Genomic DNA, 14,130 nt, shown 5'->3' with positions numbered 1-14,130 from the left:
GTCCATCAGCGTGGAAGACTGCCATCTGCATCGTTCACGGCGGTGGACCTCACATAGCCGTGATCCTACTGTTGAGTAACACTGCGGAGCATGATGGAGCCGTCAGGCGAGTTGGCGCTGGCCGCGGAGTTCCCCACGCCTGAGCGCGAGCAGTGGCTGGAGCTCGTCCGGGGCGTGCTGGGCAAGTCGGGCGCGCCCTTCGAATCCCTCATCACCACCACCTACGACGGCATTGACGTGCAGCCGCTCTACACCGCGGCCGACCGCGCGCCGGACGCCGGCTTCCCCGGCCTGGCCCCGTTCACCAGGGCCGGGCGCCCGCAGGGCGCGGTCGACGGCTGGGACGTCCGCCAGCAGCACCGGGTCGCCGACCGCGAGGCGGTCATGGCCGACCTGGAGAACGGCGTCACGTCGCTGTGGCTCAAGGGCGTCGACCCGGCCCGCTACGACGACCTGCTGGCCGAGGTCTACCTGGACCTGGCGCCCGTGGTCGTCGACGCCGGCCCGGACTTCCTGGCCGCCGGGCGCGCCGCGCTGCGCCTGTGGGACCAGCGGCCGGTGCTGCCCAGCGAGGTGCGGGGCAACGTCGGCGCCGACCCCCTCGGCGTCCAGGCGCGCACGGGTGAGCCCGCCGACTTCGCGGCCCTGCTCGACCTGCTGCCCGAGGCCCGGAAGTTCCCCGGGCTGCGCCTGGTCGTGGTCGACGGCCTGCCCTTCCACGAGGCGGGCGGCAGCGACGCCGAGGAGCTGGGCGCCTCCCTGGCGGCCGGTGTGGCCTACCTGCGGCGGCTGACCGGGGCCGGGCTGACCGCCGCCGAGGCCGTGCGGCTGCTGGAGTTCCGGTACGCGGCCACCGCCGACCAGTTCCTCACCATCGCGAAGTTCCGCGCCGCCCGGCGGCTGTGGGCCCGGGTCACCGAGGTGGTCGACCAACCCGCGCCGCAGCTCCAGCACGCGGTCACCTCGCCCGCGATGATGACCCGCCGCGACCCGTGGGTGAACATGCTGCGCACCACCCTGGCCTGCTTCGGCGCGGGCCTGGGCGGCGCGGACGCGGTCACCGTGCTGCCGTTCGACGCGGCCATCGGCCTGCCCGACGACTTCTCCCGCCGCATCGCCCGCAACACCCAGTCGCTGCTGCTGGAGGAGTCGCGGCTGGCCGGGGTGATCGACCCGGCCGGCGGCTCCTGGTACGTGGAGCGGCTGACCGACGACCTGGCGCGCGCCGCGTGGGCGTGGTTCCGCGAGATCGAGGCCGCGGGCGGCCTGCCCGCCGCGTTCGACCTGGTCGCGGACCGGATCGCGGGTACCTGGGAGAAGCGCCGCGCCAACCTGGCCGACCGCACCGACGCGATCACCGGCGTCAGCGAGTTCCCCCACCTCGGCGAGCAGCCGGTGGTGCGCCCGCCCGCGCCGGAGGAACCCGGCGGCGGCCTGCCGCGCGTCCGGTACGCGCAGGCGTACGAGGCGCTGCGCGACGCCGCCGACGCGAGCCCCGAGCGGCCCAGGGTGTTCCTGGCCACGCTCGGCCCGGTCGCCGCGCACACCGCGCGGGCCTCGTTCGCCGCGAACCTGTTCCAGGCCGGTGGCATCGAGACACCCGACGCGGGGCCCACCAGGACCGCGGAGGACGTGGTCGAGCGGTTCCGCGCCAGCGGCGCCCGGGTCGCGTGCCTGTGCGGCAGCGAGGCCGGCTACGCCGAGCTGGCCGCCCCGGTGGCGCGGGCCCTGCGCGACGCGGGCGCCGAACGGGTCCTGCTCGCGGGCAAGAAGTCCGACGCCGAGATCGACGAGTACGTCTTCACGGGCTGCCGCGCGCTCGACGTCCTGGAGCGCACGTTCGACTTCCTGGGGGTGGCGCGATGATCCCGGACTTCGCCGACGTCGACCTGGGGGAACCGACCCCGGTCGAGGCGGACCGGTGGCACGCCGCGCTCCAGGAGGCCACCGGCAAGGGCGCCGACGCGCTGGTCCGGGAGACGCCGGAGGGCATCGGCGTCAAGCCGGTCTACACCGCCGCCGACACCGCCGGCCTGGACTTCCTGGGCACCTACCCGGGCATCGCGCCGTTCCTGCGCGGCCCGTACCCGACGATGTACGTCAACCAGCCGTGGACCATCCGGCAGTACGCCGGGTTCTCCACCGCCGAGGAGTCCAACGCCTTCTACCGCCGCAACCTCGCCGCGGGCCAGAAGGGCCTGTCGGTGGCCTTCGACCTGGCCACGCACCGCGGCTACGACTCCGACCACCCGCGCGTGGCGGGCGACGTCGGCATGGCGGGCGTGGCGATCGACTCGATCTACGACATGCGCCAGCTGTTCGACGGCATCCCGCTGGACCGGATGAGCGTGTCGATGACCATGAACGGCGCCGTGCTGCCGGTGCTGGCCCTCTACGTGGTCGCGGCCGAGGAGCAGGGGGTGAAGCCGGACCAGCTCGCGGGGACCATCCAGAACGACATCCTCAAGGAGTTCATGGTCCGCAACACCTACATCTACCCGCCGCAGCCGTCGATGCGGATCATCTCCGACATCTTCGCGTTCACCTCGCAGCGGATGCCGAAGTTCAACTCCATCTCGATCTCCGGCTACCACATGCAGGAGGCCGGGGCGACCGCCGACCTGGAGCTGGCGTACACGCTGGCCGACGGCGTGGAGTACCTGCGCGCGGGCCGGGACGCGGGCCTGGACGTGGACGCGTTCGCGCCGCGGCTGTCGTTCTTCTGGGCGGTCGGCATGAACTTCTTCATGGAGGTCGCCAAGCTGCGCGCGGCCCGCCTGCTGTGGGCGAAGCTGGTGAAGGGCTTCGACGCGCGCAACCCCAAGTCGCTGTCGCTGCGCACGCACTCCCAGACCTCCGGCTGGTCGCTGACCGCGCAGGACGTGTTCAACAACGTGGCCCGCACCTGCGTCGAGGCGATGGCCGCCACCCAGGGCCACACGCAGTCGCTGCACACCAACGCGCTGGACGAGGCGCTGGCGCTGCCCACGGACTTCTCCGCGCGCATCGCCCGCAACACCCAGCTGCTGCTCCAGCAGGAGTCCGGCACCACGCGGGTGATCGACCCGTGGGGCGGCAGCGCGTTCGTGGAGCGGCTGACCCACGACCTGGCGCACCGGGCGTGGGCGCACATCACCGAGGTGGAGTCGGCGGGCGGCATGGCCAAGGCCATCGACGCGGGCATCCCGAAGCTGCGCATCGAGGAGGCCGCCGCGCGCACCCAGGCGCGCATCGACTCCGGGCGGCAGCCGGTGATCGGCGTGAACAAGTACCGCGTCGAGGTCGACGAGCGGATCGAGGTGCTCAAGGTCGACAACGCGGGCGTGCGGGCGCAGCAGCTGGCCAAGCTGGAGCGGTTGCGCGCCGAGCGCGACCAGGCCGCCGTCGACCGCGCCCTGGACGCCCTGACCAGCGCCGCGGGCGGGAGCGGCAACCTGCTGGAGCTGGCCGTGGACGCGGCCCGCGCCAAGGCCACCGTCGGGGAGATCTCCGAGGCGCTGGGCAGGGTGTGGGGCAGGCACTCCGCCCAGATCCGCACCATCACCGGCGTCTACCGGCAGGAGGTCGGTGCCGTGTCCGAGGTGGACGCGACCCGCGGGCTCGTCGAGTCCTTCGCCGAGCAGGAGGGCCGCCGGCCGCGCATCCTGGTCGCCAAGATGGGCCAGGACGGCCACGACCGCGGCCAGAAGGTGATCGCGACCGCGTTCGCCGACCTCGGCTTCGACGTCGACGTCGGCCCGCTGTTCCAGACCCCGGACGAGGTGGCGCGCCAGGCCGTGGAGGCCGACGTGCACATCGTCGGGGTGTCGTCGCTGGCCGCCGGGCACCTCACCCTGGTGCCCGCGCTGCGCGAGGCGCTGGCGGAGCTGGGCCGCGAGGACATCATGGTCGTGGTCGGCGGCGTCATCCCGCCGCAGGACTTCGACGCGCTGCGCGCGGCGGGCGCGGCGGCGATCTTCCCGCCCGGCACGGTGATCGCGGACGCGGCCGGCGACCTGCTGCGCAGGCTCGCCGACGAGCTGGGCCACGACCAGCCGCACGAGCAGGCCGACGGCCAAGCCGACGGGCAGGCCCACGACCAGGCGCGCGGACGGGCGCAGCCGGGGCATGCCTAGGCCGGTCGACGTCGGCGCGTACGCCAAGGGCGTGCTCGCCGGCGACCGCGGCACCCTCGCGCGGGCGATCACCCTGGTCGAGTCCACCCGCCCGGACCACCGGGCGGCGGCCCAGGAGCTGCTGGTCGAGCTGCTGCCGCACGCCGGCGGCGCGCACCGCGTCGGCATCACCGGCGTGCCCGGCGTGGGCAAGTCCACGTTCATCGACGCGTTCGGCACGGTGCTGACCGGCCTGGGCCACCGGGTGGCGGTGCTCGCCGTCGACCCGTCGTCCACCCGCACCGGCGGGTCGATCCTGGGCGACAAGACCCGGATGGCGCGGCTGTCGGTGGACCCGGCGGCGTTCATCCGGCCCTCGCCCACCTCCGGCACGCTCGGCGGCGTGGCCAAGGCGACGCGCGAGTCGATCGTGCTGGTCGAGGCCGCGGGCTACGACGTGGTGCTGGTCGAGACGGTCGGCGTCGGCCAGTCCGAGGTCGCGGTGGCGAACATGACGGACTGCTCGCTGTTCCTGACCCTCGCGCGCACCGGCGACCAGCTCCAGGGCATCAAGAAGGGCGTGCTGGAGCTGGCCGACGTCATCGCGGTGAACAAGGCCGACGGCCCGCACGAGCTGGACGCCCGCAAGGCCGCCCGCGAGCTGGCCGGCGCCCTGCGCCTGCTGCGCCCGCCGGACGCCCTGTGGCACCCGCCCGTGCTGACCTGCAGCGGCCTGGACGGCACCGGGCTGGACGCCCTGTGGCAGCAGGTCGCCAGGCACCGGGAGACCCTGGCGGCGGCCGGCGAGCTGGCCGGGCGGCGGCGGCGCCAGCAGGTCGAGTGGACCTGGGCGATGGTCAACGACCAGCTGCTGACCCGGCTGCGCTCGGCACCCGCCGTGCGGGCGCTGGTGCCCGAGGTCGAGCGGCAGGTGCGCGACGGCGAGCTGACCGCGACGCTGGCCGCGGAGCGCATCCTGGCCGCGTTCGGTGCATCCGGGGTGCACGGTGCACCCGGTGTGCACGGGACGTGAGTGCTCACCGGTTTGGTCGACCGCTGACAGTGGTAACCGGGAGTGGCGGTGACTAGGCTTGGTGACCATGTGGCGATCTGTGCTCGCGGGGTTCCTGCTCGTGCTCGCCGGTGCCCTCACCGTGCCGAGCGCGGCGGTGGCGGCACCGTCGTCGCAGGTCGGGTACGTCGTCCAGACCACGGACGCCCCGGTGCCCGGCAACGAGACCCTGCAACCCGGTGCCACCGTCGGGCCGGGGCCGGACATCGACGCCCCGCAGCAACCCGCCCAGGGCGTGAACCCCGAGACGCGGAAAAAGTTGTGGCTCGGTGGTATCGCGCTGGCGCTGTTCGCCCTCGTTTATTGGAGGAACAAGAAGCGCTGGGCGAAGTGGAAGGCGGGCCGCAAGTCCGGTTAGGCCCCGCGGTGTGAGGTCCGACCTCACGAAGTACGGGGGCGGCGCCGGGAGGTGCTTGCGGGTCGGTGGAAACCGGGTGGACTTGATCGGTCTCACCGAACTCAGCGCACCGCTCGGCGCACCCGCACGACCGGCTGCCGGTTGATCAACGCGCGGCGCGTCGGGCCTGCCGAGTCGTAATGCAGGATGGACGCGAAATGGGTACCGACTTCAAGATGAGCACGCGCTCGGCCGTCGAGCGGTACTCGGATGCCCTGATCGGCCTCTCGCACAGCATCCACGCGGAGCCGGAACAGGCATTCTCCGAGCACCGCAGCGCCGCGAAGGTCGCCGACCTGCTCGCCGCCGAGGGCTTCGAGGTCGAGCGCGGGGTGGCGGGCCTGGACACCGCGTTCACCGCCTCGTTCGGCTCCGGCGAGCTGGTGCTGGGCCTGTGCGCCGAGTACGACGCCCTGCCCGAGGTGGGCCACGCGTGCGGCCACAACGTCATCGCCGCCGCCTCGGCCGGCGCGGCCCTCGCGCTGCGCGACGTGGCCGACGAGCTGGGCCTGACCGTCCGGGTCGTCGGCACGCCCGCCGAGGAGGTCGGCGGCGGCAAGGTGCTGATGCTGGAGCGCGGCGTGTTCGACGACGTGGCGTTCTCGATGATGGTGCACCCGGCCCCGTACGAGGCGGTGGCCGCGCGGTCCCTGGCCATCACCGACGTCGAGGTCCACTACACCGGCAAGCCCTCGCACGCCGCCGCGGCGCCCCACCTGGGCGTGAACGCGGCGGACGCGATCACGATCGCCCAGGTCGCCATCGGCCTGGCCCGCCAGCACCTGGAACCCGGCCAGATGGTCAGCGGCATCGTCACCCGCGGCGGCACCGTGCCCAACGTGGTGCCCGCCCGGACCTCGGCGATGTTCGACCTGCGGGCCGACGACCTGGAGTCCCTGCACCGGCTGGAGGAGCGGATCAACCGCTGCTTCACCGCCGGCGCGCTGGCCACCGGCTGCACCCACGAAGTGGTGAAGGTCTCCCCGGTCTACGCCGAGCTGACCCCCGACCCCTGGCTCGCGGACGCCTACCGGCGCGCCGCCGTCGAGCTGGGCCGGCACCCGCTGAGCCCCGAGGAGGAGCTCCAGCAGAAGATCGGCAGCACCGACATGGGCAACGTCACCCGTGCGCTGCCGGCCATCCACCCGACCATCGCCATCGACTGCGGAGACGCGGTGAACCACCAAATCGAGTTCGCGACCGCCTGTGCCTCGGCTTCGGCCGACCGAGCTGTGCTCGACGGGGCGCTCGCCCTCGCCTGGACAACAATCGACGCGGCGACGAGCGCGGAGCAGCGAACCCGGCTTCTCACGCGCGTCGCGGACCAGGTCGGGGGTGCCCGGTGACCGTCATCGATCCCGGTGTCGGCCTCTCCGCCGGTCGTCCGGAAGGAGAAACCGACGTGCTCGCGGCCATCGACGGGGTCACCATTCCCCCCGTGGAGGATTTTCCCGTGGAGGACCTGGGGGCCGGTCGCGGACCGGAGTGGCTCGACGACTGGCTCAAGCGCAACGCGTCCGAGGTCGTCGGCTGGCGCCGCCACATCCACGCCAACCCGGAGCTGTCCCGCCAGGAGCACGCGACCACGCGGATGATCCACGACCTGCTGCTCTCGGTCGGGCTCAAGCCGCGCCTGATGCCCACCGGCACCGGCCTGATCTGCGACATCGGCAGCGGACCCCGGTGCGTGGCGCTGCGGGCCGACCTGGACGCCCTCCCGCTGCCCGAGGCCAACGACCTGCCGCACCGCTCGACGGTCGAGAACGTCAGCCACGCCTGCGGGCACGACGGGCACACCACGGTGCTGCTCGGCGCGGCCCTGGCGCTCGCGTCGGCCACCGAGCTGCCCGGCCGCATCCGGCTGATCTTCCAGCCGGCCGAGGAGGTCATGCCCGGCGGCGCCCTGGACGTCATCGCCGCGGGCGGCCTGGACGGGGTCGAGCGCATCTTCGGCCTGCACTGCGACCCGCGGCTGCAGGTCGGCCGGATCGGCACCCGGGTGGGCGCCATCACCTCCGCCAGCGACATGCTGGAGCTGCGGCTCACCTCGCCCGGCGGCCACACCTCGCGGCCGCACCTGACCGCGGACCTCGTGCACGCGCTCGGCACGGTCATCACCGGCCTGCCGGTGCTGCTGTCGCGCCGGGTCGACCCGCGCTCGGGGACGGTCCTGGTGTGGGGCGCGGTGCACGCGGGCGAGGCGCCGAACGTGGTGCCCCGCGACGGCGTCCTGCGCGGCACGCTGCGCACCGGCACCCGCGAGGTGTGGACCGAGCTGGAGGGCCTGGTCCACGAGCTGGTCACGGCGCTGCTGGCGCCCACCGGCGTCGGCTTCGACCTGCTGCACCGCCGCGGCGTGCCGCCGGTGGTCAACGACCGCGACAGCACGATGCTGCTCCGCGCGGGCGTCGAGGCGGCGCTGGGCGAGGACGCCCTGGCGGGCACCGAGCAGTCCTCGGCGGGCGAGGACTTCGGCTGGTACCTGGAGCAGGTGCCCGGCTCGTTCGGCCGGCTGGGCGTGTGGCCCGGCCACGGCCCGAAGCTCGACCTGCACCAGTCGACGTTCGACCTGGACGAACGCGCGCTGCTGGTGGGCGTGCGGGTGCTGGTGCACGCCGCGCTGGCCGCGCTGGCCTGACGCGTCACCTTCCCGTGCGGCCCGCGGTCGCACGGGAAGGCGCGTGCCTCACCCCGCCAGCACCCGGGCCAGCAGCGAGCCGTCCACGTTGCCGCCGGACAGCACGGCCACCGTGCGGCCGGCGGGCAGCTCGTCGGCGTGGTTCAGGTGCGCGGCGACCGCGGCCGCACCGCTGGGCTCGACCACGAGGTGCGTGGTGGTGGCCAGCGTGCGCACCGCGTCGAGCAGCTCGTCCTCGGTCACGGTGACGATGTCGTCCAGGTACGCCTTCAGGTGGGCGAAGGTCAGGTCGGACAGGTTGGTGCGCAGGCCGTCGGCGATCGTGCGGCCCGTCCGGCTCATCGGCCACTCGGCGCGCGCGCCCGCGCGCAGCCCCTCGGCGGCGTCGGCGGCCAGCTCCGGTTCCACGCCGACGACCTTCGCGCTCGGGCGCAGCGCCTTGACCGCGCCGGCCACCCCGGCGGCCAGCGCGCCGCCGCCCACGGGCACCAGCACCACCTCGACGTCCGGCACGTCCTCCACCAGCTCCAGGCCGACCGTGCCCTGGCCCGCGATCACCAGCGGGTGGTCGAACGGCGGCACCAGCGCGAACCCGCGCTCGGCGGCGAGCCGCTCGGCGTGGGCCTTGCGGTCGGCGGGCGGCACCATCACCACGTCGGCGCCCAGCGCCCTGGTGGCGGCCACCTTCACCGGTTTCGCGTCGTCGGGCATGACCACCGTGCAGTGCACGCCGTGGCTGCGCGCGGCGTAGGCCAGCGCCTGCGCGTGATTTCCCGACGAATAGGTGATGACGCCCCGGTCGCGCTGTTCCGGCGGCATCGAGTCGACCGCGTTGTAGGCGCCCCGGATCTTGAAGGAACCGGTGGTCTGGAGGTTTTCCGGTTTGAGCAGGAGATCGCGGCCGGGGCCTTTCAGCACGGGGGTGCGCACCACCACCGCGGCGACGCGCGCCGCCGCCTCGCGCACGTCGTTGATCGAAATGAGTTCCACCGGGTTCCCGTTCGCTCGGACGTGCCGGTCAGGAGGTGGCCGCGATGGCGTCGATCGCGATGCGCCGGTTGCCGGCCAGCCGCACCACCGCGGCGGTGCGGGCCGGCGGGGTGTCGGGGAAGGTCTCGGTGAATATTTCGTTGATGACCGGCAGGTAGGACAGGTCGGTGTAGAGGACGGTCATCTTCACGACCTCGGCCAGTTCCGCCCCGGCGGCCTTGAGGGTGCGGGACAGGTTCGCGAACGCCTGCCGGCACTCGGCCTCGAACCCGCCGGGCGGCACCTCGTTCGTGGCCGGGTCCACGCCCGACTGCGCGGACGTGAACACCAGGTTGCCCGCCCTGGTGGCCGGTGAGTACGGCCCGAGGGTGAAGGCGGGTTCGGCCGCGTCGCTGTGTCCATCCGTCACGGTCGACATCTCCTCCCGTTGCTGGGTGCCGACGCGAAAGCCCGGGCGCGGTCCGCCGCCAAATTACCCCCGGCGGGGTCCGGGTGTCTGTCCGTCATGCGGGTTGTCATGATCGGTCGTCCGGGTGCGGCGGGTGTTGTCCGGGCGGGCGTGCGCGGATTCGAGTCGGCTTCGAATAGTTGGCCCGCGACAAAGGTAACAGACCGCACGATTACGGTTTCGGACGACTCGCGGAGCACTTTTGTGACCCGATCGGGTGGGTCGCCGGGGTCTTCTCGTCGCGATTAAGTCTCTTTGTGGTTCGGGGGAGGCGGAAACGGCATCATGGCGCCATGTTCGACAGACCACAGGTCCGGGCTGCGGTCATGGTCACGATCAGCATTGTGGTCGCGGGTCTGCTGAACCTCGCGACCGGTGGCCTGGTGAGCGGTTCGACGAGGTGGGTACTCGCGGCGGGCGTGCTGCTGCTCGGATTCCTGTGGGTAATTCTCGAATACGTCGGCGCGGGTGTCGCGGCGGCACCGGGCCGCCGGCACGGGCCGCGGGTGTGGATGCTGCCCAAGCTCGACGAGCCGGTCGACCGGCCGGCCCTGCGCAACGCCCTGGTGCGGATGCTGGTGTCGGACCGGCACGAGCTGATCGGCCTGACCGCCCTGCAGGGCGCGGGCGGGTTCGGCAAGACCACGCTGGCCGTGCAGGTGTGCGGGCGGCCGGAGGTGCGGGAGGCGTTCGGCGGCGGCCTGCTGTGGGCCACCGTCGGCGAGGAGCGCCGCGGCGCCGAGCTGGCCTCCACCGTCAACGACCTGTCGGCCCAGCTGACCGGGGAGCGGCCGCAGTTCTCCGACCCCGAGCAGGCCGGGCTGCACCTGGGGCGCCTGCTCGACGAGCGCGCGAACGTCCTGCTCGTGGTGGACGACGTGTGGACCGCCGAGCAGTACAAGCCGTTCTCCTACGGCGGCTCGGCCACCACGAGGCTGGTCACCACCCGCAACGTCGGCTGCCTGCCGCCCACCGCCCGCACCCTGCGCATCGACGAGATGGCCGGCGCCGAGTCGCTGGAACTGCTCTCCCGGGGCCTGCCCGACCTGCCCGCCGGCACCACCGACCGGCTGCTGCACGTCACCGGCAACTGGCCCCTGCTGCTGGCGATGGTCAACGGCGCGATCCTCGGGCACGTCCGCGAGGGCGAGGCACCGGCCGACGCGGCGGCGCTGCTGGCCCGGCAGCTGGAGGTCGAGGGGCCCTCGTTCCTGGACGTGCGCGTGGGCGCGAGCCGCGACCACGCCGTGCGGCTGACCGTGGCCGCGAGCCTGCGCCTGCTCACGCCCCGGCAGCGGACCTGCTACCTCCAGCTCGGCATCTTCGCCGAGGACACCGACATCCCGCTGGCCATGCTGTCGGTGCTGTGGGGCACGACCGCGGCCGAGACCAGGCAGCTGTGCGAGGACCTGGCCGACCTGTCGCTGATCCGGGCCTACGAGCGCGGTGCCGCCGCGCTCGGGCTGCACGACGTCATCCGCGACCACCTCCGCCACGAGCTGGGCGACGACCTGGCCGAGGTCAACGCCGCGTTCCTCAAGTCCCTGCGCGCGGTGTACTCGATCCCGGGCGACGAGTGGTGGAACCTGCCGCCCGCCGCCGACTACCTGCGGCGCCAACTGGCCTACCACCTCACCGAGGCGGGCCAGTCCGACGAGCTGCGGCGGCTGGTGCGCGACCTGCGCTGGGGCGCGGAGAAGATCCGGGCGCTGGGCCTGCCCGCGCTGGAGGCGGACCTGGTGCGGGTGGACGACCCCGTGGCGACCGCCATGCGGCTCGCGCTGGTGCGCAAGGGCCACCTGCTCGGACCCGTCGAGCCGGTGCACTCGCACGACGACCTGCTGGTCAGCAGGCTCGGGTCGGTGCCCGAGCTGAGGGAGGTGGTGGCCGCGTTCGCCGCCCGGCTGTCGCGCAACGTCGCCCGGGTGGCCAACCGCTGGCCGATCCCGGCCGTGGACCCGGCGCTGCTGCGCGTGCTGCCGGCGCGGACCGACGGGACGTCCCGCTGCGCGGTGTCCCCGGACGGCCGCCTGCTGGCCACCACCGGCGCCGGCGGCGTCCAGGTGTGGCGCACCGACTCGTGGGTGGGCCAGGTGGTGCTCAAGGGCTCCGGCGCGCCCGTGCTGGGCTGCGCGTTCTCCACCGACGGCCGCTGGCTCGCGACCGCGGGCGCGGACTGGGTGGTGCGGGTGTGGGACGTGCTCACCTGGTGCGAGGTCCAGGCGCTGCGCGGGCACACCGCGCCGGTGGCGGACTGCGCGTGGTCGCCGGACGGCCGGTGGCTGGCCACCGCGGGCGGCGGCCAGGTGCACGTGTGGCAGGTCGGGGACTGGACCGGGCACGTGGTGCTGGAGGACCACGTCGGCGCGGTCACCGGCTGCGCCTTCTCGCCCGACGGCAGGCGCCTGGCGTCCACCGGCGCGGACGGCTCGGTGCGGGTGTGGGACACCGACTGGACCGACGCCGCGGTGCTGCGCGGCCGGGTCGGCGCGGCGCACGGCTGCCGGTTCTCGCCCGACGGCCGCTGGCTGGTCGCGGTCGGCGACTCGGGCGCCCACGTGTGGCGCGCCGGCGCCTGGGCCGACGACCGGGTGCTGACCACGCACGCCGGGCGGGTCACCGGCTGCGCGTTCGCCCCCGACGGCGGGCGGCTGGTGACCACCGGGGCCGACCGGACCATGCGGGTCTGGGACACCGCGACGTGGGCCGAGGACGTGGTGATGCGCGGGCACACCGAGCAGGTCACCTCGTGCGCGTTCGCGCCCGGCGGCCGGTGGGTGGCCTCCACCGGCGACGACCACGGCGTGCGGGTGTGGAACCTGGCCGCGGACCGCCGGCGCGGCGGCCGCTACGAGCAGAACCGGGCGGTCGAGCACTGCCTGGTGTCGCCGGACGGCGCGTGGGTGGTGGCCGCGGGCGGCGACGGGGTGGTGTGCGTGTGGGCGGGTTCCGCGCCGGTGCGGCGCGAGGTGGTCGCCGTGCACCGGGGCGCGGTGACGTGCTGCGCGCTCTCCCCGGACGGCACGCGCCTGGTGACCGCGGGCGGCGACGGCGTGCCCCACGAGTGGCGGGCACCGTCGTGGGAGGGCGGGCCGCTGCCGCTGGAGCGCGGCGCACCGCTCGTGTCCTGCGCCTTCTCCCCGGACGGCGCGGTGCTGGCCGGGGTGGCCGCCGACGGGCGGCTGCGGGTCTGGGGCGCCCGGGACGGGCACGCGGTCGCCACCGCCGGGTCCGACCTCGGGTGGTGCCTGTTCTCGCCCGACGGCGTGTGGCTGGCGACCGGCGCCGCCGACGGGGAGGTGGTGGTGTGGCACACCAGCACGTGGGAGCCCGCGGCCAGGTGGGTCGCGCACCGCGGCGGCGCGACGTGCGGCGCGTTCTCCCCGGACGGCGCCTGGCTGGCCACGGTCGGCGCCGACGCGAAGGTGCGGGTGTGGCGCACCGGCGACTGGTCGGCGGACGCGGCGCTCACCTCGGCGGCGGGCGCGTCCGGCTGTGCGTTCTCCCCGGACGGCCGGTGGTTGGCGGTCAGCAGCCACGAGGTGGCGGTGCGCGTCTGGGAGTCGGTGACCTGGCAGCTCAGCGCCGCGATGCGGACCAACGGCCGGGCCAACGCGGTGGCGTGGTTCCCGGACGGCGAGGCGTTCTGCATCGGCAGCTCCGGCGGCCTCTACCAGTTCACGTTCATCCCGCCCGCGACCTGAGGGCGGGCGCCTACCCGGGAGGAAGTGCGGTGGCCCTGCTGGACACGGACCTGGTGCGCACGTCCCTGCGCGACCGGGGGTACGCCTACGTGCCCCCGCCCGACCACGACGTCGACTACCCGGCGGAGGTGGCGCGCCTCGGGCCGCTGCTGCCGCAGTACGCGGGCGAGCTGGTGCGCGACATCAGGCCGAGCCTCGCGTTCGAGGACGAGGAGGTCACGCCCTACAACACCGGGGAGCTGCGCCCGCACACCGAGTGGTACGAGTTCCCGGGGCTGCCGCCGCGCTACGTCGCCCTGTGGGCGGTGCGGGCCGCCGAGGGGCCGGGCGGCGAGACGACCCTCGCCGACGGGTACGCGCTGCTGGCGTCGTTCTCGCCGGAGGAGCGGGAGGGCTTGGCGCGCACGGCCTACGAGTGGCGCACGAGCCCCGGGAGGACCCCGGAGCGGGTCGACCGGGGGGTGGTGCGGCCGGTGCTGCGGCACCACCCCGACGGCGCGGTGCTGCGGTTCAGCACGCTGGACCTGCGGGTCCGCGACGAGCTGTCGGCCCGGTACGTGGCCGAGGGGCTGCGCTTCTTCGCCCGGCACCACGTGGCGGTCAAGGTCGAGACCAACGGGCTGCTGATCTGGGACAACTGGCGGATGCTGCACTCGCGCACCGCGTTCGGCGACCCGCGCCGTCACCTGCGCCGCGCGCTGGTGGGGGTGCGGGTGGGTTCGCCGGTGGGGTGAGCGGCGGGTCGTTGCCGGTCGGCTCGCCGACCGGGTGGTCCCGGTGGCCGTCG

10 protein-coding genes are annotated in these 14,130 nt (G+C 74.2%); 8 read left to right on the top strand and 2 right to left on the bottom strand.

The window, feature by feature from the left end; all coding sequences use genetic code 11:
- Positions 1 to 90 precede the first annotated feature (90 nt).
- The 6 genes from EKG83_RS42920 (at position 91) to EKG83_RS42895 (ending at position 8,201) form a co-directional block, all read left to right on the top strand.
- The gene (locus tag EKG83_RS42920; RefSeq protein WP_033429054.1) at positions 91 to 1,866 is read left to right on the top strand and encodes a methylmalonyl-CoA mutase family protein; all 1,776 of its coding nucleotides are present in this window, start codon (positions 91 to 93) and stop codon (positions 1,864 to 1,866) included.
- Complete coding sequence (gene scpA / locus EKG83_RS42915; protein WP_228122418.1) at positions 1,863 to 4,115, top strand: methylmalonyl-CoA mutase; 2,253 nt, start codon at positions 1,863 to 1,865, stop codon at positions 4,113 to 4,115. The genes EKG83_RS42920 and scpA overlap by 4 nt, the downstream gene beginning before the upstream one ends.
- On the top strand, positions 4,108 to 5,127 hold the full coding sequence (gene meaB / locus EKG83_RS42910; protein WP_033429055.1) for a methylmalonyl Co-A mutase-associated GTPase MeaB: 1,020 nt from the start codon (positions 4,108 to 4,110) through the stop codon (positions 5,125 to 5,127). The genes scpA and meaB overlap by 8 nt, the downstream gene beginning before the upstream one ends.
- Before the next feature lie 61 nt (positions 5,128 to 5,188).
- Positions 5,189 to 5,524: a hypothetical protein gene (locus EKG83_RS42905; RefSeq protein ID WP_153278783.1), complete on the top strand. Its 336-nt coding sequence runs from the start codon at positions 5,189 to 5,191 to the stop codon at positions 5,522 to 5,524.
- A gap of 197 nt (positions 5,525 to 5,721) precedes the next feature.
- The gene (locus EKG83_RS42900; protein ID WP_051764909.1) at positions 5,722 to 6,909 is read left to right on the top strand and encodes a M20 family metallopeptidase; all 1,188 of its coding nucleotides are present in this window, start codon (positions 5,722 to 5,724) and stop codon (positions 6,907 to 6,909) included.
- The gene (locus EKG83_RS42895) at positions 6,906 to 8,201 is read left to right on the top strand and encodes an amidohydrolase (protein WP_051764911.1); all 1,296 of its coding nucleotides are present in this window, start codon (positions 6,906 to 6,908) and stop codon (positions 8,199 to 8,201) included. The genes EKG83_RS42900 and EKG83_RS42895 overlap by 4 nt, the downstream gene beginning before the upstream one ends.
- 48 nt (positions 8,202 to 8,249) lie before the next feature.
- Here EKG83_RS42895 and EKG83_RS42890 read toward each other — a convergent pair whose 3' ends face one another.
- The gene (locus tag EKG83_RS42890) at positions 8,250 to 9,191 is read right to left on the bottom strand and encodes a threonine ammonia-lyase (protein WP_033429057.1); all 942 of its coding nucleotides are present in this window, start codon (positions 9,189 to 9,191) and stop codon (positions 8,250 to 8,252) included.
- Between the two features lie 28 nt (positions 9,192 to 9,219).
- Entirely contained in the window at positions 9,220 to 9,600 is a 381-nt protein-coding gene (locus EKG83_RS42885; RefSeq protein ID WP_211269018.1) for a RidA family protein, read from the bottom strand.
- Positions 9,601 to 9,932: 332 nt separating this feature from the next.
- On the opposite strand from EKG83_RS42885, the gene EKG83_RS42880 reads away from it, so the two are divergent.
- Both EKG83_RS42880 and EKG83_RS47310 read left to right on the top strand, forming a co-directional pair.
- Complete coding sequence (locus EKG83_RS42880) at positions 9,933 to 13,343, top strand: NB-ARC domain-containing protein (protein WP_084716135.1); 3,411 nt, start codon at positions 9,933 to 9,935, stop codon at positions 13,341 to 13,343.
- Between the two features lie 29 nt (positions 13,344 to 13,372).
- Complete coding sequence (locus EKG83_RS47310; protein ID WP_051764913.1) at positions 13,373 to 14,077, top strand: TauD/TfdA family dioxygenase; 705 nt, start codon at positions 13,373 to 13,375, stop codon at positions 14,075 to 14,077.
- Positions 14,078 to 14,130: the final 53 nt, after the last annotated feature.

Source organism: Saccharothrix syringae, from assembly GCF_009498035.1.
GTDB lineage: Bacteria > Actinomycetota > Actinomycetes > Mycobacteriales > Pseudonocardiaceae > Actinosynnema > Actinosynnema syringae.
This window is presented reverse-complemented; position numbering and strand designations above follow the sequence as displayed.